The 20,889-nt window shown below is 69.6% G+C and carries 16 protein-coding genes and 1 pseudogene; 8 read left to right on the top strand and 9 right to left on the bottom strand.

Going from position 1 to position 20,889, the window contains the following annotated elements; all coding sequences use genetic code 11:
• Positions 1 to 117: 117 nt before the first annotated feature.
• A complete protein-coding gene (locus tag ACI8AF_RS21780; protein WP_456541849.1) occupies positions 118 to 921 on the bottom strand; it encodes a S1 family peptidase in 804 nt (267 codons plus the stop codon).
• A 178-nt stretch (positions 922 to 1,099) separates the two neighbouring features.
• Between ACI8AF_RS21780 and ACI8AF_RS21775 the strand changes: the two genes are divergently transcribed.
• A complete protein-coding gene (locus tag ACI8AF_RS21775; RefSeq protein WP_456541848.1) occupies positions 1,100 to 1,432 on the top strand; it encodes a hypothetical protein in 333 nt (110 codons plus the stop codon).
• A gap of 19 nt (positions 1,433 to 1,451) precedes the next feature.
• On the opposite strand, the gene ACI8AF_RS21770 is transcribed toward ACI8AF_RS21775, so the two are convergent.
• From ACI8AF_RS21770 to ACI8AF_RS21740, 7 genes and pseudogenes are all read right to left on the bottom strand, one after another.
• Positions 1,452 to 3,431 carry an ATP-binding protein gene (locus ACI8AF_RS21770; RefSeq protein ID WP_456541847.1) on the bottom strand — a complete coding sequence of 660 codons (1,980 nt, stop codon included), beginning with the start codon at positions 3,429 to 3,431 and terminating at the stop codon, positions 1,452 to 1,454.
• A gap of 227 nt (positions 3,432 to 3,658) precedes the next feature.
• Positions 3,659 to 3,937, bottom strand: a pseudogene (locus ACI8AF_RS21765) (adenylate/guanylate cyclase domain-containing protein); the annotation flags it as partial.
• 153 nt (positions 3,938 to 4,090) lie between these two features.
• Positions 4,091 to 4,267, bottom strand: coding sequence for a hypothetical protein (locus ACI8AF_RS21760; RefSeq protein ID WP_456541846.1), 177 nt, complete (start codon positions 4,265 to 4,267; stop codon positions 4,091 to 4,093).
• A 60-nt stretch (positions 4,268 to 4,327) separates the two neighbouring features.
• Positions 4,328 to 4,951, bottom strand: a complete 624-nt coding sequence (locus ACI8AF_RS21755) for a hypothetical protein (RefSeq protein ID WP_456541845.1) — start codon at positions 4,949 to 4,951, stop codon at positions 4,328 to 4,330.
• Between the two features lie 94 nt (positions 4,952 to 5,045).
• A complete protein-coding gene (locus tag ACI8AF_RS21750) occupies positions 5,046 to 5,396 on the bottom strand; it encodes a hypothetical protein (RefSeq protein WP_456541844.1) in 351 nt (116 codons plus the stop codon).
• A gap of 229 nt (positions 5,397 to 5,625) precedes the next feature.
• Positions 5,626 to 5,970: a nuclear transport factor 2 family protein gene (locus tag ACI8AF_RS21745; RefSeq protein WP_456541843.1), complete on the bottom strand. Its 345-nt coding sequence runs from the start codon at positions 5,968 to 5,970 to the stop codon at positions 5,626 to 5,628.
• Between the two features lie 13 nt (positions 5,971 to 5,983).
• Complete coding sequence (locus ACI8AF_RS21740) at positions 5,984 to 7,531, bottom strand: acyl-CoA synthetase (protein WP_456541842.1); 1,548 nt, start codon at positions 7,529 to 7,531, stop codon at positions 5,984 to 5,986.
• 143 nt (positions 7,532 to 7,674) lie between these two features.
• Here ACI8AF_RS21740 and ACI8AF_RS21735 point away from each other — a divergent pair, with 143 nt between their 5' ends.
• Positions 7,675 to 8,424 (top strand): enoyl-CoA hydratase/isomerase family protein, encoded by a 750-nt coding sequence (locus ACI8AF_RS21735; RefSeq protein ID WP_456541841.1) that lies wholly within the window; start codon positions 7,675 to 7,677, stop codon positions 8,422 to 8,424.
• A gap of 620 nt (positions 8,425 to 9,044) precedes the next feature.
• Here the strand turns inward: ACI8AF_RS21735 and ACI8AF_RS21730 are convergent.
• A complete protein-coding gene (locus ACI8AF_RS21730; RefSeq protein ID WP_456541840.1) occupies positions 9,045 to 9,722 on the bottom strand; it encodes a hypothetical protein in 678 nt (225 codons plus the stop codon).
• 254 nt (positions 9,723 to 9,976) lie between these two features.
• Between ACI8AF_RS21730 and ACI8AF_RS21725 the strand changes: the two genes are divergently transcribed.
• From ACI8AF_RS21725 to ACI8AF_RS21700, 6 genes are all read left to right on the top strand, one after another.
• A complete protein-coding gene (locus ACI8AF_RS21725; RefSeq protein WP_456541839.1) occupies positions 9,977 to 10,810 on the top strand; it encodes a hypothetical protein in 834 nt (277 codons plus the stop codon).
• A gap of 76 nt (positions 10,811 to 10,886) precedes the next feature.
• A complete protein-coding gene (locus ACI8AF_RS21720) occupies positions 10,887 to 12,044 on the top strand; it encodes a hypothetical protein (protein WP_456541838.1) in 1,158 nt (385 codons plus the stop codon).
• Complete coding sequence (locus ACI8AF_RS21715; protein ID WP_456541837.1) at positions 12,041 to 13,552, top strand: hypothetical protein; 1,512 nt, start codon at positions 12,041 to 12,043, stop codon at positions 13,550 to 13,552. Before ACI8AF_RS21720 ends, ACI8AF_RS21715 begins: the two co-directional genes overlap by 4 nt.
• Entirely contained in the window at positions 13,552 to 14,913 is a 1,362-nt protein-coding gene (locus tag ACI8AF_RS21710) for an AAA family ATPase (RefSeq protein WP_456541836.1), read from the top strand. Before ACI8AF_RS21715 ends, ACI8AF_RS21710 begins: the two co-directional genes overlap by 1 nt.
• Before the next feature lie 100 nt (positions 14,914 to 15,013).
• Positions 15,014 to 18,064 (top strand): BPTD_3080 family restriction endonuclease, encoded by a 3,051-nt coding sequence (locus tag ACI8AF_RS21705; RefSeq protein ID WP_456541835.1) that lies wholly within the window; start codon positions 15,014 to 15,016, stop codon positions 18,062 to 18,064.
• 16 nt (positions 18,065 to 18,080) lie between these two features.
• A complete protein-coding gene (locus ACI8AF_RS21700) occupies positions 18,081 to 20,747 on the top strand; it encodes a site-specific DNA-methyltransferase (protein WP_456541834.1) in 2,667 nt (888 codons plus the stop codon).
• Positions 20,748 to 20,889: the final 142 nt, after the last annotated feature.

Genomic DNA, 20,889 nt, shown 5'->3' with positions numbered 1-20,889 from the left:
GCCCGTGGCCGGTTCGTCGTGCTCCCGCCCGGGATCATCCGCCGGACACCCCACCCCCAGCAGGGATGTCGGCACGACGGCGGCCGCCCGGTCCCGAGGACCGGGCGGCCGCTGTGCTCAGACGGAGAGGAACTCCTCGATCCACGCCAGGACCTCGGGCAGGTCGACCCGCTGGGAGTAGGTGACGCCGGCGCAGTTGCCGTTGGTCACGAAGGAGTTGACCGCCAGGACGGTGTTCGTCCCGCCCAGGAAGTCGGCCCCGCCGGAGTCGCCGAAGCAGGTGCCGCCCCGGCCCTGTGCCGGGTTGGCGGTCAGCTTGATGAACCGGTCGCTGATGCTGTTCTCGCTGGCCACCAGCAGGGAGGGGGCGTAGTAGCGGGTGAACGTGCCGACCCACTGCGGCGGGCCACCGCCGACGACGCGCTCCTGCACCCCGTAACCGACGATGTCCACGGGCGTCCCCATGCCGAGCGTGTCGACGAAGCCGGCCTCGGGCAGCTCCGCGAACTCGGTCACGTCCGCCGCTTCGTCCAGCACGACGACGCCGATGTCGTAGTCGGCGAACCGGGTGAGCCCGGGACCGCACTCGACGCAGAACTGCGGGTGGGTGTACGCCGTGCCGGTGGTGAACGGCCCGGTCGCCAGGAAGTCGGCGATGGGCAGCGTGCCGCGGTCGACGTGGGTCTCGAACGTGACCCATACCTGCGTGGCGCCGTCGGTGCAGTGCCCGGCGGTCAGCACGACCGTGGGGCTCAGCAGCGACCCGGTGCAGCGCCAGTAGCTGGTCCCGTCGGTGAAGAGCAGCAGCCCTTCGTACGGATGGTTGTCGCCGTCCGGGACGCCGTTGGTGACGGCCTGCGCGGGGCCGGCGACCGCCATCAGCCCCAGCAACGCGGCGAACAGGACGATCAATCTGCGCATGTGGTCCCCCTCGGTTGAGCGCAGGACCCCCGTGTGGCCGAGCACCACGCCGTGCTCCACCGGATGTGTCGTACCAACCGCGGGCAGTGACGTCAATACGGACGGGACCGGCCGGTACCGGTGTCTGGTGGCGGGTTGAGCCGCCGTTCTGTCGGCGGCTGCGCCCACGATGGGCCGCATGGGTTCGCGTCAGCCGGTCCGCATCACTGTGACGGTCGAGGGCGAGCTCGACCCGACGACGGTCAAGGCGGAGGCGTTCAGCTTCGCGCTCGCCACCGTTCCGGACGACGGCGAGGGGCGCGAGATGACCGAGCGGGCGGCGAGCCACCTCGCCGGCAGCCTGCGCGCATCGGCGCAGGTGCTCGTCATGGCCGCGGACGTCGGCAGCCTGTTGGAGGCGGTCCTGCCGTCGTTCGAGGCCCGGAGGGACGGCGGCTTCCGCGTCGTGGTCGATGCGCCAGGCCTCGGCCCGGAGGACGGCGGTGCCGAGTTCGTCGACCGGGGCGACTGAGCCGCTGACGGTGGGCCTGTCACGAGGCCGGGGCGACCGCATCGAGCGTCCGGGCGAGGGCGTCCTGCAGCGACCACGACGCGCCCTCCGCCGCAGCCGCCCGGTACGTGTCCTCGCCCAGCTGGTCCCGTGCCCGGGCGGCCAGGTCGTCGAGGAGCAGGGGAAGGGCGGGGGAGAGCGGTGACCCGATGACCTCGCGCACCGCGGCCGCCGCGCCCAGGGCTCGGGCCGCCACGTCCGGGTGGCCGTCGGCCAGGGCCAGTGCCGCCAACCCTTCGAGCGAGTGCGCCGTGCTCGCCCGCTGACCGGCGCGCCGGCACGCCGTCACGCCGTCGAGGATCGAGCCTCGAGCGGCGTCGACGTCCCCGCGGGCGGCGAGCGTGAGGCCGCGGAGGTTGCTGGCCTGGCCGACCAGGGCGTCGTCCCCGATGCTGTCGCCGAGTTCAGCGGCCGTGGCGTAGTGCCGCTGGGCGGCCTCGAGGTTGGAACTCAGCAGCGCCACGTCGCCGCTGGCGATCTCCATGTGCGCCTGGCCCACCTCGTGGTGCAGCGCGGTGTAGCGCGCGAGCGCATCCTCGATGAAGCGCTCCGCGTCCGCCCACGCGTTCTCGGCGACGGCGGAGTAGATGGCGGCGACCGCGGCCGCGGCGTGGTCGTAGGCGTGGTCGGCGTCGTCGGGGAGGAGCGCGCGTCCCTCGGTGAGCAGCGCCTGGACCGAGTCGAGGTCACCGAAGAGGCCGCCGACGAGCGCGCGCAGCACGAGCAGGCGGCCCCGCACGTCGGGGGGTGCGTCGTCGGCCAGGGCCAGCGCCCGGTCGAGCCAGCCCTTCGCCTCCTGCTCGTCGTCGCGGCGGGTCCGGTACGACAGGGTGTCGCGCAGCAGCAGGGCGGCGGTGGCGACGTCGCCGGCGTCGATGGCCCTCTGCAGCACCGCGCGCAGGTTGGCCAGCTCGGCGTCCAGCCGGTCGGCGCGCGTCCGGTGCTCGTGCCCGGTCGCCCGCACCAGGGCCTCGACCAGGTCGACCATCCACCCGGTGTGGCGGCGCTCGGTGTCGGCGCGGGCGGGGGAGGCGGCCAGCTTCTCGGCGGCGTAGGCGCGCACCGTCTCGAGCATGTCCAGGCGCTCCTCGCCCGAGCGGACGATCAGGCTGGCGTCGAGGAGGGCCGAGAGGCAGTCGACGACGTCGGTGGCGCTGCAGACGGCCTCCGCGGCGTCGAGCGTCCAGCCGCCGGAGAAGACGGCGAGCTGGGCGAAGACCGCCTGGTCGGCGGGGTCGAGCAGGTCGTAGCTCCAGTCCATTGTGGCGCGCAGCGTGCGCTGCCGGCCGGGCAGGTCGACCGGCCCGCCGGAGAGGAAGTCGAGCTGCCGGACGAGGCGGTCGAGCAGCGCGGCGGGCGGCATCAGCCGGACCCGGGCGGCGGCCAGCTCGATGGCCAGCGGCAGGCCGTCGAGACGGCGGCAGATCTCGCCCACCGCGTCGATGCTCAGCGAGTCGAAGGTGAAACCGGGGCGGACGGCGCCGGCGCGCTCCAGGAACAGCCGCTTGGCCGGCGCCCGGGGGAGGGTGCCGAGGGGGTACTGCCTCTCCGACCGCAGCCGCAGCAGCTGGCGGCTGGTGACCAGGGCGACGGCGGTGGGGACGGCGTCGAGCAGCGCGGCCAGGTCGGTGGCCGCGTCGGCGACCTGCTCGACGTTGTCCAGGAGCAGCAGCGTCCGGTCGTCGCCGAGCGCCGTCCCGATGGCGGTGACGGCGTCGGCGCCGCGCTCCCGGCGGGCGCCGACGGCGTCGGCGACGGTGGGCAGCACCAGCGCGGGGTCGGTGACGGCGCTGAGCGGCACCCAGACGGCGCCGCCGGGGAAGTCGCCGGCGACGGCGTGGGCCGCCTCGAGGGCGAGGCGGGTCTTGCCGACGCCGCCGGCCCCGGTGACGGTGACCAGCCGGGTGCGCGGGTCGCGCAGCAGCTCGGTGAGCGCGGCGAGGTCGTCCTCGCGGCCCATGAGCTCGCCGGGCGGGATCGGGAGGTGCTGCTCGCGTGGGGCGCGCGGCGGCGGGAACTGCGTGGGCAGCCCGTCGACGTCGAGCTGGAAGAGGGGCGCGGGCTGCGGGAAGTCCTTGAGCCGGGGGTGCCGAGGGAGCGCAGCGCGGTGCCGGCGGGCAGCTGCTCGTCGACGAGGGCCGCGGTGGTGCCCGAGAGCAGGATCTGGCCGCCCGAGGCGGCGGCGGCGATGCGGGCGGCGCGGTGCACGTCGAGGCCGACGTAGCCGCCCTCGCCGAGGGTGGCCTCGCCGGTGTGCAGGCCCATCCGCACGGCGATGGTGCCTGTGCTGAGGGCCCGTTGGGCGTCGGCCGCGGCGGCCACCGCCTGTGCGGCGGTCGGAAAGGCCACGAAGAAGGCGTCGCCCTGGGTGTCGACCACTCGACCGCCGTGCCGGGCGAGGACGGCGCGCAGCAGGCGTCGGTGCTCGTCCAGCGCTCGCGTATAGGCCGCGCGGTCGGCCCGCACCAGCCGGGTGGAGCCGGCGATGTCGGTGAAGAGGAAGGTCACCGTGCCCGTGGGCAGCGTCGCGTCGTCCACGCCGATCGCCTCCCGGGCCGGTGACCCGACCAGCGTCGGCGTCCCCGCTGCGGGGTTGCCAGGGCCCGAGGGCCCGGGCGGTCAGCGCCGGCGGGTGAGGTCCATGGGGATCACCTCGGCCTGCCGGGGGATGGTCCGCGGCGGGAGGTGGTCGCGGCACCAGCGCTCGCAGTCGGCGAGCAGGTTGCCGGTGGAGATGGGGCGCGGCGCACGGAGGGCGGCCAGTCGGTGGTCGGCGGGCAGAGCAGGGTGGAGCATGCCGTCCTCTCGGTTCCCGGGGGCCGCTGTTCTGGTGGCCCCGGTTTCCTATCGGCAGGCTCAGACCGTCTCGGGGACCCCCAGGTGGGCGAGCACGAGGTCCATCTCGGCGACGTCGTGGATCTTGGCGCCCATGGCCTGGGCGAACTGCTCGCGCATCATGCGGGCCTGCTTGCGGACCAGGTCGAGCGCCTCGCGGGTCTCGAAGCAGGTGACGCTGACGGTGCGGCCGTTCCGGCGGTCGACCATCATGCTGAGGCTGCAGAAGCCGGGCAGGGCCTCGAGCTTGGGCATGAGGTTGACGCGGTAGGCGTCGAGCAGGTCCTTGAGGTGGTTGGGCTGGATGCGCGCCCAGGTGACCTGCGCGCCGCCGGTCTCGCCGCTGGGGTGGTCGCGGTGGACGACGGCGATCTCCCACTCCTGCACCTCGGGGTGCTCCCCGCCGAGCGCGAGGGCGAACTTGTTGCGGACGGGCTTGAGCTGCTCGGTCGTGGCGCGCATGGCCTCGGCGGTGGTCCAGGACGTCGTGGCGATGCAGCGGCCGCTCTTGCGGTCGGCGAGCATCGAGAGGCCCATGCAGCCTTCGGTGCGGTCGAGGGTCGGCATGACGTTGTCGCGCAGGAAGGCGATCCCGGCGTCGATGGCGTTCGGATCGGCGTGGACGGTGGTCGACCGGGCGTACATGCGTCCCCTCTCGCAGGCGGTGGCGCACACGCTCTCGCTGTCGGGGTCCGCTGTCCAGTGCGGGCCCCCCGGAACGCCCGGGGGAGGGTCCCCGTCAGACGCGAGTGGCGAACCCGATCATCAGGAAGAACAGCCAGAAGACGACGGCGACGATCCCCACGACGAGGCCGGCCACGGCCTGGCCCCGGCGAGCGTGACGCCCGGACATGGCCATGGCCGAGAGGACGAGCCCGAGCAGGGCCGAGAAGGGCCCGAGCCAGGCGAGGAGCACGCCCAGGAACCAGAAGAGGCCGTCGAGCGCCGCGAACAGGAGGGCGAGAAGGGGCAACGCGAATCCGCCGATGCTCAGAGTGAGGCCCCAGGAGCTCAGCTTCGTGGCCTTCTCGGCACCCTCCCGCATCGGCGTCGCCACGGGCATCGACGCAGGGACCGCGTAGTAGCCCATCGGCGCCGAGTAGCCGGGCGGCACGACCCAGTAGCCCGGCGGCGCGTGGTGCGGGGGAGGCGGGGAGCCCGGAGGGACGTTCGGCGGGCCAGCCGGCCTCGGCTCGTCCGGCCGCGCGCCTTGCTCCTCGTGGGGCTCCATGCGGTCAACGTCGATCACCATCAACCGGCACGTCAACGTGGCCGCGTCGCAGGTCACCCGTTGGTGCAGCGCGACCGTGATCTCGGGCTTAGGCAGGCGAGACGGAGAAGGAGACGGTGTGCAGCCGGATCTTCCCGTCGGTGAAGACGAAGGTGTCGACGCCGTCGTCGATCCGGCCCTGGGGCGAGATGGCGTTCCAGTGCAGCAGAAGGGCGTCCCCGGCGTACGCGGTGGAGCTCTGGGCCCACTTGGCGTCCGGCAGGGCGCCGACAGCGGCGGAGAACCAGCCGGCGATGGCGTCCCGTCCCTCGAAGACGCCGTCGGCGGTGACGAGGACGGCGTCGTCGGTGTAGTCCTCCATCACGGCGGGCACGTCTCCGGCGACGAGCGCGTCCCAGTGGTGCGCGAAGACGTCCTGCGGCGTGCCGGTCATGTGCGTGCCCCCTTCAGTGGACAGAGCGTTCCTGGTTCTCCCAGTGCGGTTTGCGAAGCTCGCGCTTGAGGACCTTCCCGGCTGCCGAGACCGGCAGGGCCTCGATCAGCTCCATCGACCGCGGCGTCTTGTAGCCGGCGATCCGGTCGGCGCAGAACCCGCGCAGCTCCTCGAGCGTCACCGTCTGTCCCGCGGCCGGGACGACGACGGCGTGCACCCGCTCGCCCCAGGTCTCGTCAGGGACGCCGATGACCGCTACCGTCGCCACCGCCGGGTGCTGGGCGAGGACGTTCTCCACCTCGACCGAGTACACGTTCTCCCCGCCGGAGATGATCATGTCCTTGATCCGGTCGGTGAGGAACACGTAGCCGCCGTCGTCCATGTAGCCGGCGTCGCCGGTGTGCATCCACCCGCCGCGTAGCGCCTCGGCCGTCTCCGTCGGTCGGTTCCAGTACCCGAGCATCACGTTGCCGCCGCGGACGACGATCTCGCCGACCTCGCCGCGGGGCAGCTCGACGTCGTCCGGGCCGACGACGCGCACCTCGTTGTGCGGCAGCGCCCGGCCGGCGGCGCGGCGGCGCCTGGGGTCGTTGTGGTCCTCCGGGAAGTTGCCGGTGGCGCACGGGGAGAGCTCGGTCATGCCGTAGAGCTGGGTGAACTGCGCGTTGGGCAGCGCCTTGACCGCCCGGCCGAGCAGGCCCTCGGACATGGGGGAGGCCCCGTAGAAGATCCGCCGAACGCTGCTCACGTCGAACTCGTCGATGCGCGGGTGGTCGACCAGCAGCTGGATCATCGTCGGCACGAGCAGGACGTCGGTCACCGAGTGCTCGGGGATCGCGGTGAGGACGGCGACCGGCTCGAACATCGGGATCATCACGTGCGTGCCGCCGCGGACCACCTGGCCGGTCCAGGCGGCGAGGTCGGCGAGGTGGAACATCGGCGCGACGTGCAGGTAGACGCCGTCGGGGGAGAGGAAGTGCTCGCTGGCCAGCGTGCCGACGCTCGAGGTCAGCAGGTTGGTGTGGCTGAGCATGACGCCCTTGGACCGGCCGGTGGTGCCGCCGGTGTAGAAGACGGCGGCCAGGTCGTCGCCGCCGCGGCGCTCGTCCTCGATCGGCTCGTGGCTCTCGATGAGCTCCTCGAAGGCTCTGGCGCCCGCGGGGGTGGGGCCGTCGCCGGCGTGGACGATGTGCTCGATGCGGGCGTCGGCGGCGCGGATGCCGTCGACGTGGCCGGCGAAGGCGTCGTCGACGACGAGGACGCGGGCGTCGACCTCGGCGAGGGACTCGGCGATCTCCGGGATGCTCCAGCGCAGGTTGACCGGGACGACGACGCCGCCGGCCCACAGCGTGGCGGCGAGGAACTCGTGGTAGCGGTCGGAGTTGAGGGAGAGAATCGCGGCGCGCTCGCCGTCCTCGATGCCGAGATCTTGAAGGGCGCCAGCGAGGCGGGCGATGCGGTCGACCGACTCCTGGTGGGTCCTGGTGCGCCCGGCGCAGATGGTGGCGACGGCGTCCGGCTTCTGCTGGACGGCGCGGTGGAGTCCCTGGGTCAGGTTCACGGCGGTCCCCTTGCCGGGCGGGTATTGCCCGGGCCACTCCAGCGGCTCCGGGGTGGCGGCGCAAGGGGTCGGGGCGCGTGGTCTGATGCCCGGAGAGGTACGGGCCGACAGAGAAGTCGGCCGCCTGATCGAAGGGTGGGCTCGTGGCTGCTGGCTCCGGTGAGGTGCTGCTGGATTACGACGGCGCGGTGGCCGTCGTGACGCTCAACGCCCCGGACCGGCGCAACGCGCTGACGCCGGGGATGGCCGGTGAGCTGATGGCGGCCTTCGACGAGGTGGACGGCCGTTCGGACATCGGGGCGCTCGTGGTGCGCGCCGTCGGCAAGTCGTTCTGCGCCGGCGGGGACATCCAGACCCTGACCGACGCCGGCCGCGACCCGGCCGAGTCGTCGAACTACGAGGGCATGTCGGCGATCTACGACTCCTTCTACCGGCTGGGGCAGGTTCGCGTGCCCACGGTCGCGGCTGTGCGTGGGTCAGCGGTGGGCGCCGGGATGAACATGCTGCTGGCGGCCGACCTGCGGATCATCGCGCGGGACGCGCGGCTTATCTGTGGGTTCCTCAAGCGCGGCCTGCACCCGGGCGGTGGGCACTTCGTCATCCTGTCCCGGCTGATCGGCCGTGAGGCCGCCGCGGCGATGGCGCTGTTCGGCGAGGAGATCAACGGCGACAAGGCCCGCGAGCTGGGCCTCGCCTGGGAGTCGGTGGACGACGCGGACGTGGAGAAGCGGGCACTGGAGCTGGCCGCCCGGGTGGCTGCCGACCCAGAGCTGGCGCGCGTGGCGGTTGGGAACTTTCGCAAGGAGGTCGTCGACGGCGCGGTGAGCTGGGAGGTAGCCACCCAGTTCGAACGCCCCGCCCAGATGTGGTCTATGCGCCGTTCAGCGACCTGAACAGCCCTGGATCGCGTAGTAGCCAACTGCGTATCGGCGGTTGCCATGCCTAGTGGTAGCGATGCGATCCCTGTAAGCGAAGCGGACCGCGCGCGGGCAACGTCCCGAGGTCGACTGAGGCACCCGTGGGGCTTTAACGACTGACGCGTGAGGCTCAATAGCATGCCGTCCGTGTCAGACGACCTCTCCCTCTTCGGCGACGACGCGGGGGGTGAGCCCGTTCCGGGGCCCTGCACGGAGGCTCCGCTGCCTGATTGGCTCGTTGGGCGTATCAGGGAGGCGCTTGCCGCCAGTGGCCTTACCGCCATGGCGGATCGCCAGCGGGCAATCGAGGCAGTCGCCGACCGGCCAGTCGAGTCCCTGCGGTCCCTTACCCGCGCAGAGGCGATGCGCGTTCTGGAGCGACTGAGTCCCAGGCCGACGTCCGAGGCGCGGTCGACATCTTCGTGGGATGACCGCGACGAGGACACCTGGATTGACAGACTCTGAACGGCGACGACTGGCCTAAGAACTCCCTCGTCGACCCCTGCCCTGGCGATAGTCGGCAGAGCGGCCCACTAGCGTGGGTCGTCGTCCCAGGTCGACAGGCTGCACCAGATCCGGTGCCTGCCCACCGGAGCTCATGCTGAATCCGCGGTCGTGAACATGGCTGGGGCCGGTCCGAAGGCACGTCGCGCCGCTCCCACCGCCGTTCGCCCGAAGACGGCGTTGCCACCACCGCCGATGGCAGCGCCGATCCCCATCGGCAGCTGGCGGCCGAGCACCAGGACGCCCTGCTTGGTTCCGTACTTGGTAACAAAGCGAGGGCCGAGCACCGCATTCACCTTGTTGATGGTGGACATCGGGATCCCTTTGACCAGCGCACGGCCCCAGTACGGTCCGGTGCGCCCAGCGGCCTTCTGCACAAACGCCGTCCCGCTATTGCCCAGCAAGACGGCGGTCACCAGCGTCCGGCGTCGCTCCAGCTCGTCGATGCGCACGCCGTGCACGTCGGCCACAGCCAGCGCGAAGACCGCGCTGGCCTCGAGGAACGTGCCGACCTCGACCACGTTGACGGCCAAGCCGCCCAGGGTCCCGACGCCCGGCACGGCTGCCGCGGCGCCCCCGGCCAACCCCATACTCGTCACAGCTGCCAGATACTGGCGCTCCAGCGAGCTCACGACCTCCGCGGGTGCGGCGTCGGGCCGGTTGCGGCGCGCGCGGGCCAGGTAGGCGTCTACCAGGCTCTGGTTGAGGTGAAGCGCCTTGTCCAGGGCCGTCGTCAAACCATGCCGGATCGGCTCGAGAGCGCTGACCATCGTTTCTCCTCCGCTTGACCCACCCCCGTCGAGCGGAGTCGTTCAGTCATCGTGACATCACGTACCGAAATGGTCTCGGATTGGTCACCCCGAGTGGCGAACTGCACCGAGCATGGACGGGGCCCAGAGATCCACTTTCCCGACGTCTTTTGGTCGGCCCCACACTTGCATGGTCCGGAGCAGTAGGGATTCTTTCGGGTAGCCATGCTGGAGAAGTCTGGTCGAAGTCTGGAACTTGCGCTAGCCTCTCGGGCATGTCTTCGGATCGAAGCCCCCGCGAGGCCATGGAGCGCGTCGCCGCGCTCCAGTCGAGGCTGGCGGAGGCGCTCGAGGCCGGGGACCTCACCGGCTGGGAGTCGCTGAGTCGGGAGCTGCGTCTGGCCGAGCGGGATCGCGACCGTGCCATGGAGCGTGCGGTCGCACGCGTCCATCGCGAGCAGGGCTCGTACGTGACCGCCCTGCCGGCACCGACGAGTCGCGAGCAGACGCACGCCGTGCTCGAAGGCGTCCGTGTTCCTCTCTCGCCGCAGCAGATCATCAGCGTGGCCGCGGCGGTGTACGCGCAGGAGATCCCGTACAAGGCGGTGACGTCGCTGCGCCACGACGAGAAGAAGGCGCATGTGAAGGCGCCGGGGGCCCGCAGCTACTACATCTGCCCGGCGCTTCAGCACGACACGTTGGCGCCCACTCGAGGATTGCTCACCTCCTCGAGCTGGGATCTCGCGGAGCGGATCCTGGCTCCCTTGACCACGCGCACCGCACACCTTCGCCTGACGACGTACCTCGCGGATGCCCTGGACCGCACGCGTGAATCAGGCGGCTCGGACAGTCCGGACGCAATTCCACTCGAACGTCTGCTCTGGCGACTGGGAGCGACCGTCCCTGGGGTCCGGCGGGGCGAGCTCAACACCGATCGGCTTCGGGACGCCGCTCATCGTGAACTCGAAGTCCTCGATGACCGTGACCGTGCCGACCGAGAAGAAGCGGCGGCACGAGCGGCGCGGCTGCCTGAAGCGCAGCAGTTGTTCGGTGCCCCGCTCAAGGCTGTCCGGCCGGCGGACGAAACCGACCAGGAGGCCGGACCGTGACCGGGACCAGCAAGCGGAAGAGGCATGGGAGCGCAGGCGGGCCGTTCGAGCTCGCGACCACGTCGAGGGGGAGGGGATGGAGATGACGATCGCGCCGAAGAGCGACCACGTCGAGGAGATCCTGGATCGGATCCGCGGCAACCAGCCTGCGCAGCCCAGCCACGCCCGAGACGTGGCTGCAGATCTCGACCATCCCGGCTGCCACCTGCGCGCCGTCCTGGACGCAGCAGCCATGGACAAGGCGGCTCTCGCTGCACGGCTGGGGCACCCCATGCCGGAGGAGCAGTCGCCGGCGGCGCTTCGCCGCGGCAACCTGTTCGAGCGGATCGTGGTCGACGACGGGCATCTCCTCGCCGAGGCGCGGAACAAGCTGGGCCTCGACATCGAGGACGCTCGCTACAAGGACCTCTCCGACGTCCCCGAGGGTCTGCGCGGCCGGGCCGCGATGCGTTGGCGGGCCCAGCGGACCACCGACGCGCTCGTCGAGATGCTCACCAACCCCGACGCGGCCTACAACATCCTGCGGCACCCGGTCACGACGCTGTCCCGCGGTGGACGAACGAGCTACCTGGAGCAGGACGCTCTCGCGTTCGTCTCCGAAGGACGGCTGTACGTGGTCGAGGTCAAGTCGTTCTCCGTGATCCCCGGAGTGCCGACCGATCGAAGCCACGTGGCGCAGGCTGCGCGACAGAGCGCGGTCTATGTGCTGTCGCTGCAGCAGACCCTCGAGCGGCTCGGGCTGGACCCGGGTCTCGTGTCGACCACCACGCTGCTCATCACGGCGAAGGGGTACGGCCTCACGCCGACGAGCCACACGCTCGACGTCCGCAACGAGCTCAAGGCGCTGAGGCGTCGGCTCGCCCGGCGGACCAACCTCTCCGCGGTGCTGGCGCAGCTACCCGACGACCTCACGTTCGACGTGGACGACCCGGATGAGCTGGCCGACCAGGTCACAAAGGTCGACAACTACTACACCCCCGGGTGTCTGAGCTCGTGCTCTATGGCTCGGGTCTGCCGGGAGCGCTGCATCGCCGGTGACCGCCTCGACCGACTCGGTCAGGGTGTTCGCGCCGACCTCGGCGCGTTCGACACGGTGACCGACGTCGTCACCGCGGCGCGCACCGGTCAGGTGCCCTCTGGGATCAACGGTGAGGTGGCCTCCTTCGCAGCCGACGTGACCGCGGCGCTGCACACGGCCCACACCGCATACCTTGCCAACGGGGGAGCAGCGTGACCGTCTTCGACTCGTACCTCAAGGTCCGGGCGGCCGCCGAAGATCGGGCGTTGCCTCGTGCCGGCATGTGCCATCGGCACCTCAGCGAGGAACCGCTGGTCATCGTCACGTACAAGCTGGCGGGCGACCCGGCGAGCCCCCTCGGCGTCCTGATCGGCACTGACCGATCGGCTCCCGAGTTCTTCTGTGCTCCGGAGCCGCGCAACCGTGATCTCCGCTTCGGGCTTATCAACCCCTTCGCCGAGATGGTCCTCGGCTACCTCAACCGGTTCGAGCCGGAGGAAGGCGACCCGGGTGATCCCGTGGAGCGGCCGTGCCCCCAGCTGGTCGTGCCGAACACGGCCACGGCCCAGTTCCTCGAGGTGCTGGGCCGCAGCGTCCGTTTCCCGGGGCGCGCCGGTCTGATCCCGCCCACGACGGTGCAGGCCGGCAGGCACCTCGCCTGGTTCGGCGGGCAGGCCGAACACCCCGGGCAGTCGCTCGTGCTGCCCATGACAGACCTGCTGTGCCAGCACTGGACGACGGGCCAGTCCGCGCTCGAGGACGAATTGCTCGCCGCCGTCCTCGCTTGGATCAACCCCGGACCCCACGGCGCAGCGGCGGCTGCCCTGGCCGCCGAGGACGGCCCCACGGCCGGGCCTGCCTCCAGCCCACAGTGGGACAAGCGCCACCTCGATCCTGCCATCGCTGACTTCAACGCGGCTCGGGCCGGCAGCACGGACCCGTCGGTGGTGGAACCGCTCGCGGCCGAGGTGCGCGAACTGGTCCGCGAGGCGCTGCTGTCGGCGTGGGACGACACCTGGACGGCGCTGTATCTGCTTCGCGGCCTCCGTCTGGCTGCACACGTGGCCCGACGTCACGAGCGCGATGTCAAGGAGTGGGGGCGGTGGTGGGCCTGGAGCACCGGGGACGACGTCCGGCTCCGCAACACGCTGTCTGACCGGGAGGCGATCCGCTTGCTCGCCGAGCGCGAGACGGACACCGCGCTCCTCGTCGCGCAGGAGTGTGCCGACGATCCGCTCCGCTTCGTCGCACAGGAAGTCGACGGAACAGGTGTGCGAGGCGTCGTCGAGCACGCCGAGCCTGACCGTCGAGTGGTTCCGACCGGCAGGGCGAACCGGGTTCTCCGCCCGCTGATCCGCATCCGGCTGGCCAGCGAGAACCTGCGCGTGGTGGTCGGTGATCGGCTGTCCTGGACCGAGCGGGACGGCAAGGTCGGCCTGCAGGTTCTCGAGCGGGACGACGCCACGATGACCCTGGAGATCTGCTCCGGGACGAACCGAGTCGCCGGGGTTGCTCCGGTCCTGCCGACTCAGGTCGGCGACACAGTGCGCCTCACCTCGCTGTCCCTGTCCGCCGGTCCCCCGAAGCCGGTGCACCGGCTATCGGAGACCTGGACGCACCGCCGGCTCGGCGAGGACGCCGACGCGGTCAACGACGGCAACACGGACGACACCCCGCCGCCGGCCGCCACCACGGCGGGTCCGGCCAGCCGAGAGGACGCCTGATGCCCAAGCCCGAGGCCATCGCGGCGTCCGACGCCGCGACCACCAACATCACGGATGCGCTACTGCGTGGGGATAGCCGGGTCGTCATCGCGAAGGCCCCTCCCGGAGCAGGCAAGACGACGACGATGCGCCGGGTCACCCGCGCACTGCTGGACGACGGGCTCGATGTGGTGCCCATCGTCGTCCAGACGAACGCCCAGGCCGACGACCTCATGCTGGCCTTGGCCGCCGACGGCGTGCGGACCGGACGGTTCGTCTCAGAGAGCGCTGAGGAGGGTGCTCGGACTCGCGGTGCGGGGATTGCCGGCCTGACCGTCGACCGCCAACTCACGGGTCTCCAGGGCTGCGAGGCGATCGTGGCCCCGGCCGACAAGTGGGTGTACTGCAACAACCCCCGGGCAGCGGCGGCCCCCCCGTCCTACCCGCTGACGTTGATCGACGAGGCGTACCAGATGCGCGGCGACAACCTGTTCCGGATCGCAAACCTCTTCGACCGGGCGCTCGCCGTCGGGGACCCGGGACAGCTCGACCCGTTCACGATCGCGGAGACGCGGCGCTTCGAGGGTGTGCCGCTGGGACCGCTGGAGACCGCGGCCGCCACACTGGAGATCTCGTATCCGGACGCACCGGTTATCGAGCTGCCGGTGTCGTGGCGCCTGCCCGCGTCGGCCGTCGAGCTGGTTCGGCACGCATTCTACGAACTCGACTTCATGAGTGCCACGGATCTCGACGAGCGCGAACTGGCGGTTGACCACGTCGACATCGGCACCGCAGCAGACGCAGCAGTGACGGCGATGGCGGCGTCGGGGTGGGCCTACCTGGAGCTGCCGGCGGCGTACACGATCCGCACGGACAGCGGGATGGTGAACGCGGTCGTCGACGCCACATCGGCGCTCTTCACCCGCAACGCGCACACGCGTAGCGAAAGCGACCGTGGTGGAGGTCCCCTGGCCGGCAGCCGGGTCGCGATCGGTGCCGCGCACACCGATCAGGTAGCGGCTGTGCGGCGAGAGATTCAGCATCGGCTGGCCGCTGGAGGTCTACCCCAGCTCGGCGAGGTGGTGGTGGACACGGCGAACCGGCTTCAGGGTCGGGAGTTCGACGTGACCGTGGTCTGGCACCCCCTGGCGGGCAGGCGGGACGCCACGTCGTTCCACCTCGAGGCGGGACGTCTGTGCGTGCTCCTCAGCCGTCACCGGCACGGCTGCATCGTGGTCGGGCGGGACGGAGCGGGTGACCTCCTGGACGCGCATCCGACTGAGTCGAACGTCTTCCTCAACCTGCCGGCGGACTGTCCGGATGGCTGGGAGGCCAACCACGCCGTCCTCACCCACCTTCTGCGTCACCGCGTACAGGGCTGATGGCCGGTACACGACCGATGACCTTGGGTGAGCATCTGGGGCGCCCTAGGGTGTATGCGGAACGACGGGGGAGCGAAATGACGAGAGAGCGTGGTCGCCGATGACCGAGACGCTGGAGGCCAGCCCGATCCTCAACGGGCCGTACGACCCGCCGGCCCGGCACTACGAGATGGGCCCGCAAGGACGGACGAACACCGTCAAGGAGGGACGGCGCCCGAGCGAGTCGTTCATCCCCATCCCCGCGGCACGAAAGGGCCAGAAGGTCGCCGACGGGTTGTTCGTGCAGGACGCGATCGACTTCGACCTCACCGGCGAGCGGCGTGAGCGCAACAGCTTCGTCAACGACCTCCGCCGCGAGGTCGAGCGTTGGCGGCATCGCGACTACGAGCGGGTGACGCCCACCAGCCGCAAGCTCCTGCAGCACTGGGCCGACCCCACTCGGGAGAACCGCGTTCTCTTCGCGCAGCGCGAGGCCGCCGAGACGGCGATCTTCCTGGCAGAGGTGGCGGGCCGGCACGGCTACGCGGACTGGCGCCGCCAGATCGACGAGGCCAACGCCGACCACAACTCCGGCCTGCCCCGAGTGGCACTCAAGATGGCCACCGGCACCGGCAAGACCGTCGTCATGGCCATGCTCATCGCCTGGCAAACTGCCAACAAGGTGATCAGTCCGCGGGATGCACGGTTCGCCAAGCGCTTCCTGATCGTCGCGCCCGGCATCACCATCCGCGACCGGCTTCAGGTCCTGTTTCCCGGCAACCCCGGCAACTACTACGACGAGCGCGACCTCGTTCCGTCCGACCTCCGCGCCACTGTTCAGCAGGCGCAGCTCGTCATCACGAACTACCACTCCTTCCTGCTCCGCGACGCGAAGGAGATCAAGGGCGTCGCATCGAACACCAAGAAGATCCTGCTCGCCGGGAAGACAGACGACCCCTTCACCGAGACGCCCGACGCGATGGTCGCGCGGGTCCTACGTGACTTCGCCGGTCGCAACGAGCAGATCGTCGTGTTCAACGACGAGGCGCACCACTGCTACCAGGACCGACCCATGTCCGTTGCCAAGGGCGCGCCGGCGTCACAGACGAAGGAAGACCTCGAGACGGCGCGCGTGTGGTTCCGCGGCCTGCAGGCGATCCAGCGCAAGGTGGGCGTCAAGTCGATCTACGACCTGTCGGCGACGCCCTTCTACCTCGGCGGCTCGGGCTACTCCGAGGGCTACATCTTCCCGTGGGTGGTCAGCGACTTCTCGCTGATGGACGCCATCGAGTGCGGCATCGTCAAAATTCCCCGGATCCCGGTGGACGACGACGCGACCGGAGACCTGGTCACGTACCTGCGGCTGTGGGACTACGTCGGTACCCAGCTGCCGAAGAAGAAGCTCTCCTCCACCGAGGCGCTGCACGGATGGGTCCCGCCCGCCGAGCTCGAGGGCGCGCTCAAGAGCCTGTACGGGAGCTATGAGAAGTCCTTCGCCCACTGGGAGAAGGCATTGGCTCAGCACGGCGAGCCGCCGCCCGTGTTCATCGTCGTCTGCCCGAATACGGTGGTGTCGAAGCTCGTCTACGACTTCATCGCCGGGACGGAGAAGGACGGCGTCCTGACGCCGGGCGTCCTCCCCAGATTCAGCAACGTCGAGGACGGCCGGTTCCTCGCCCGTCCCCGGACCGTCCTGGTCGACTCCGCGCAGCTGGAGTCCGGCGAGGCGATGAAGGCGGACTTCAAGCAAGCCGCGGCTGCCGAGATCGAAGCGTTCAAGGCCGATTTCCGGCTGCGCAACCCCGGTGCGGACGCCGACTCGTTGACCGACGAGGACCTCCTCCGCGAGGTCATGAACACCGTCGGCAAGAAGGGCAAGTTGGGCGAGGGCGTTCGCTGTGTCGTCAGCGTCGCCATGCTCACGGAGGGCTGGGACGCCAACACCGTGACCCACATCCTCGGGATCCGCGCTTTCGGCAGCCAGCTCCTGTGCGAGCAGGTTGTCGGTCGAGGACTGCGCCGCCGGTCGTACGCCCTCGGCGAGGATGGCAAGTTCGAGCCCGAGTATGCGAATGTCTACGGCATCCCGTTCGCGTTCATCCCCAGTGACAGGCCGGGTCCGGATCCGCTTCCTCGTCCCCCGGCGATCCTGGTGGAGTCACTACCCGGCCGCGAGCACCTGCGGATCGACTTCCCGAAGCTGGACGGCTACCGGGTCGAGATCCCCGACGAGCAGCTCATTTTCGACCCGGCAACCACCGACCGCTTCCCGCTCGGCCCAAGCACCGTGCCGAGGTGGACGATCGTCAGCGACGTCGTCGGGGGAGAGGAGCAGCTCACCGACGAGAAGGCGATGGACCGTCGCCGGCAAGAGGTGGCCTACGCGCTCGCCGCACGGCTCCTCCGCACGCATTTCACGGCCCTCGGCGAGGACCCGCGGCCGTGGCTGTTCCCCCAACTGGTCCAGATCTCCCGACAGTGGCTCGAGCGGTGCGTCGACATCGCGGCGGGATACGCGATCGGACATCTACTGACGTCGACGGAGGGCCAGGCTGTAGCCGCCGAGGCCATCCATCGAGCGATCGCGGTACAGGTGGGGGACCGGCGCGAGCGCCTCCGGCCCATGATCCGCCGGTTCGATCCGGTGGGCTCCACTGCCGACATCGCATTCCCGACTCGGAAGGCAGTCGTCCAGACGATCAAGTCCGAGATCAGTCACGTCACGCTGGACGGCAGGGATGGCAACACCTGGGAACAGGAGCTCGCCAATGAATGCGAGCTGCACCAGGACGTCCTGGCGTACGCGAAGAACGACCACCTCGGCTTCGTTATCCCGTATGTGCACAAGGGCCGGACCCACTCCTACTGGCCCGACTTCCTCGTACGGCTCAAGCCTCGCGAGGACGGCGTCCAGCGGACGCTGATCATCGAGGTCTCCGGCGGCCAGAAGAGCCCAGGTCCGACCAAGGCGAAGGCGGACACCGCTCGCGACCAGTGGTGCGTCGCGGTGAACAACCACGGCGGTTTCGGCCGCTGGGGCTACGTCGAGATCACCTCCATGGTGGACGTCCGCCAACGGCTCAACGAAACCATCGACCTGCTCTACGCCGACGCACCCATCGTCGGCGATCCCGACCTGCTCGACTATGACGAGGTAGCACGTGGCGCGTAAGCCGAATGGTCCGAAGATGCCCACCCCGGTCGAGGCGATCGAGCATCGCGATACCCGGGTCAATCTGCCGACGGCCGACGCGGTCGAGGACTTCGGGACGCCAGAGCTAGAAGAGATCCGAACCGTTGCGCTCGCCCGCGACCCCAGCCTCGACCCGCAGCTGGTCTGGAAGGGCAAGTACCCGGAAGGCGATCCGGCTGCTGACAAGGACCTGGTGGTCGACGCGCCGCCGATCTACATCCAGGAGAAGATCGATCCGCGAGTGCTGGTCGAGAACCTGCGTCAGACGGCCGCCCCAGGCGAGGAAGAGCCCGAGCTGTCGCTGTTCGAGTCGTTCGACGGTCTCGGCGAGTTCGAGATGGTCGATTTCTACAAGCACGAGGCCAACTGGTCGAACCGCATGATCCTTGGAGACTCACTCCAAGTGATGGCCTCGCTCGCAGACCGTGAAGCCCTGCGCGGCCAGGTGCAGATGATCTACATTGATCCGCCCTACGGGATCAAGTTTGGTTCCAACTGGCAGGTCTCGGCGCGGAGTCGAGACGTCAAGGACGGAAAACTTGAGGATGCCGCCCGAGAGGCGGAACAAATCAAGGCTTTCCGGGACACCTGGCAACTAGGTATTCATTCCTACCTCTCCTACCTGCGTGACCGCCTTTTGGTCGCTCGCGAGCTATTGACGGAAACTGGATCATGCTTCGTCCAAATTGGCGATGAGAATGTCCATCTTGTCCGATCACTGCTCGATGAAGTGTTCGGTGATCAAAACTTCATCAGCCTCATCACTTTTGCGACCACGGCTGGCGCAACTAATGAGTTCTTGCCCTCAGTCTCCAACTTCCTCCTGTGGTACGGCAAGGATCGCAGTCGAACAAGATTCAACCCAATTTACGCCGCAAAAGAAGCGGGCGGTTTGGGCGCGTCCAAGTACGGATCTGTGGACGCAGATGGACGACCGTATCGACTAGATAACCTGACCAGTCAAAGCCAAGGTCGAGTCAAAGGCGAAGGTGCGGCCTCGTGGTTCCCTGTCCACGTTGACGGTCGTGACTTCCTTCCGACGATGCAGAGTCGCTGGAAGACGAACGAAGCAGGCATGGCTCGTCTTCTCCTAGCCGGGCGTGTGGCGAGGACTCGAAACACGCTTTCTTACGTTCGCTACCTTGACGACTTCCCCGCCTTTGCTATAAACAATGCGTGGATGGATATCGGCGGGGTGCAGAGCAGGGCTGATCCCAAAATCTATGTCGTGCAAACCGCCAGTCGTACGATTGAACGCTGTATGCTGATGTGTACGCAGCCCGGCGATCTCGTCCTCGACCCAACCTGTGGCGCAGGTACCACCGCCTATGTCGCCGAGCAGTGGGGGCGGCGCTGGATCACTATTGACACCTCGCGCGTCGCCTTGGCGCTCACGCGACAGCGGCTAATGGGCGCAAAGTTCCCCTACTATTACATCGCCGACTCGCTCGACGGTAGGGCCAAGGAGGAGCAAGTCGGCGGCAAGCCTCTGCCTCCGGCCGAGGTGACTAACGACATCCGCCATGGCTTCGTCTATGAGCGCGTTCAGCACATCACCTTGAAGTCGATTGCCAACAACCCCGACATCCGCGACGGTATGTCGAGGGCGGAAATCGATGCGGCGATCAAGCGACACGCTGACTTCGAGGTGCTGTACGACAAGCCGTACGAGGATAAGTCGAAGGCCCGCGTGACAGGTCCGTTCACCGTTGAGAGCCTCTCGCCTCACCGCTCGCTGGCCTTCGGCGGCGGACCCGACGATGTCGAGCATCGCGAGACGATCAGCGAGCAGTCGGCTGCAGAGGACGCGTCGGCGCCGACCTTCGAGCAATCGATCCTCGACAACCTTGGTAAGGCGGGCATTCAGAACGGCCGGCGCAAGGAGCGGATCGAGTTCACCGGCCTCGAGCCCTACGCCGGTGTCTACATCCAGGCGGTGGGGGAGCGGGCCAGTGGGGGCGCTGCTCCGGAGGAGGCGCCCAGCCGAGTCGGAATCGCCATCGGCCCGCAGTACGGCACGGTCTCCCCGTCGTTCATCAAGTCGGCTGCCCGCGAGGCCAACCGGGCGGGGGACATCGACCTGCTCTGTGTCCTCGGCTTTGCCTTTGACGCGCAGGCGACCGAGGTCACCGAGTCCGACGGCGTCACCGTGGAGACCTCGGAGGAGGGCTTTGCGTCGGTCGCCGGCGAGCGCGACCTTGGTCGGGTGCGGGTGCTGCTCGTTCGGATGAATGTCGAGCTGCTGATGGGGGAGGACCTCGCCAAGACCGGTGCCGGCAACCTCTTCACGGTCTTCGGTGAGCCCGACATCGAGCTGGAGTCCACCGAGGACGGTCAGATGGTGGTCGACCTCAAGGGCGTTGACGTGTTCGACCCGACCACCGGCGAGATCCGCAGCAACGACACGAGCCAGATTGCGCTCTGGATGATCGACACGAATTACAACGAGGAGTCGTTCTTCGTCCGGCACTGCTACTTCACCGGCGGCAACGACCCGTACAAGCGCCTCAAGGCGGCGTTGAAGGCGGAGATCGAGCCGGACGCGTGGGAGTCGCTCCACCGCACGACGTCGCGACCGTTCGACAAGCCGGAGACCGGCAAGATCGCGGTCAAGGTCATCAACGACTACGGCGACGAGGTCATGAAGGTGTTCATCGTCTAGCCATTCCGGTTCGAATGAGTCGGGGGGGGGGGGGGGGGGGGGGGGGGGGGGGGGGGGGGGGGGGGGGGGGGGGGGGGGGGGGGGGGGGGGGGGGGGGGGGGGGGGGGGGGGGGGGGGGGGGGGGGGGGGGGGGGGGGCGGGG

It is taken from the genome of Blastococcus sp. SYSU D00669, from assembly GCF_054050715.1.
Note: the sequence above shows the minus strand (reverse complement) of the source record. Positions and strands in the feature narration are given on the sequence as shown.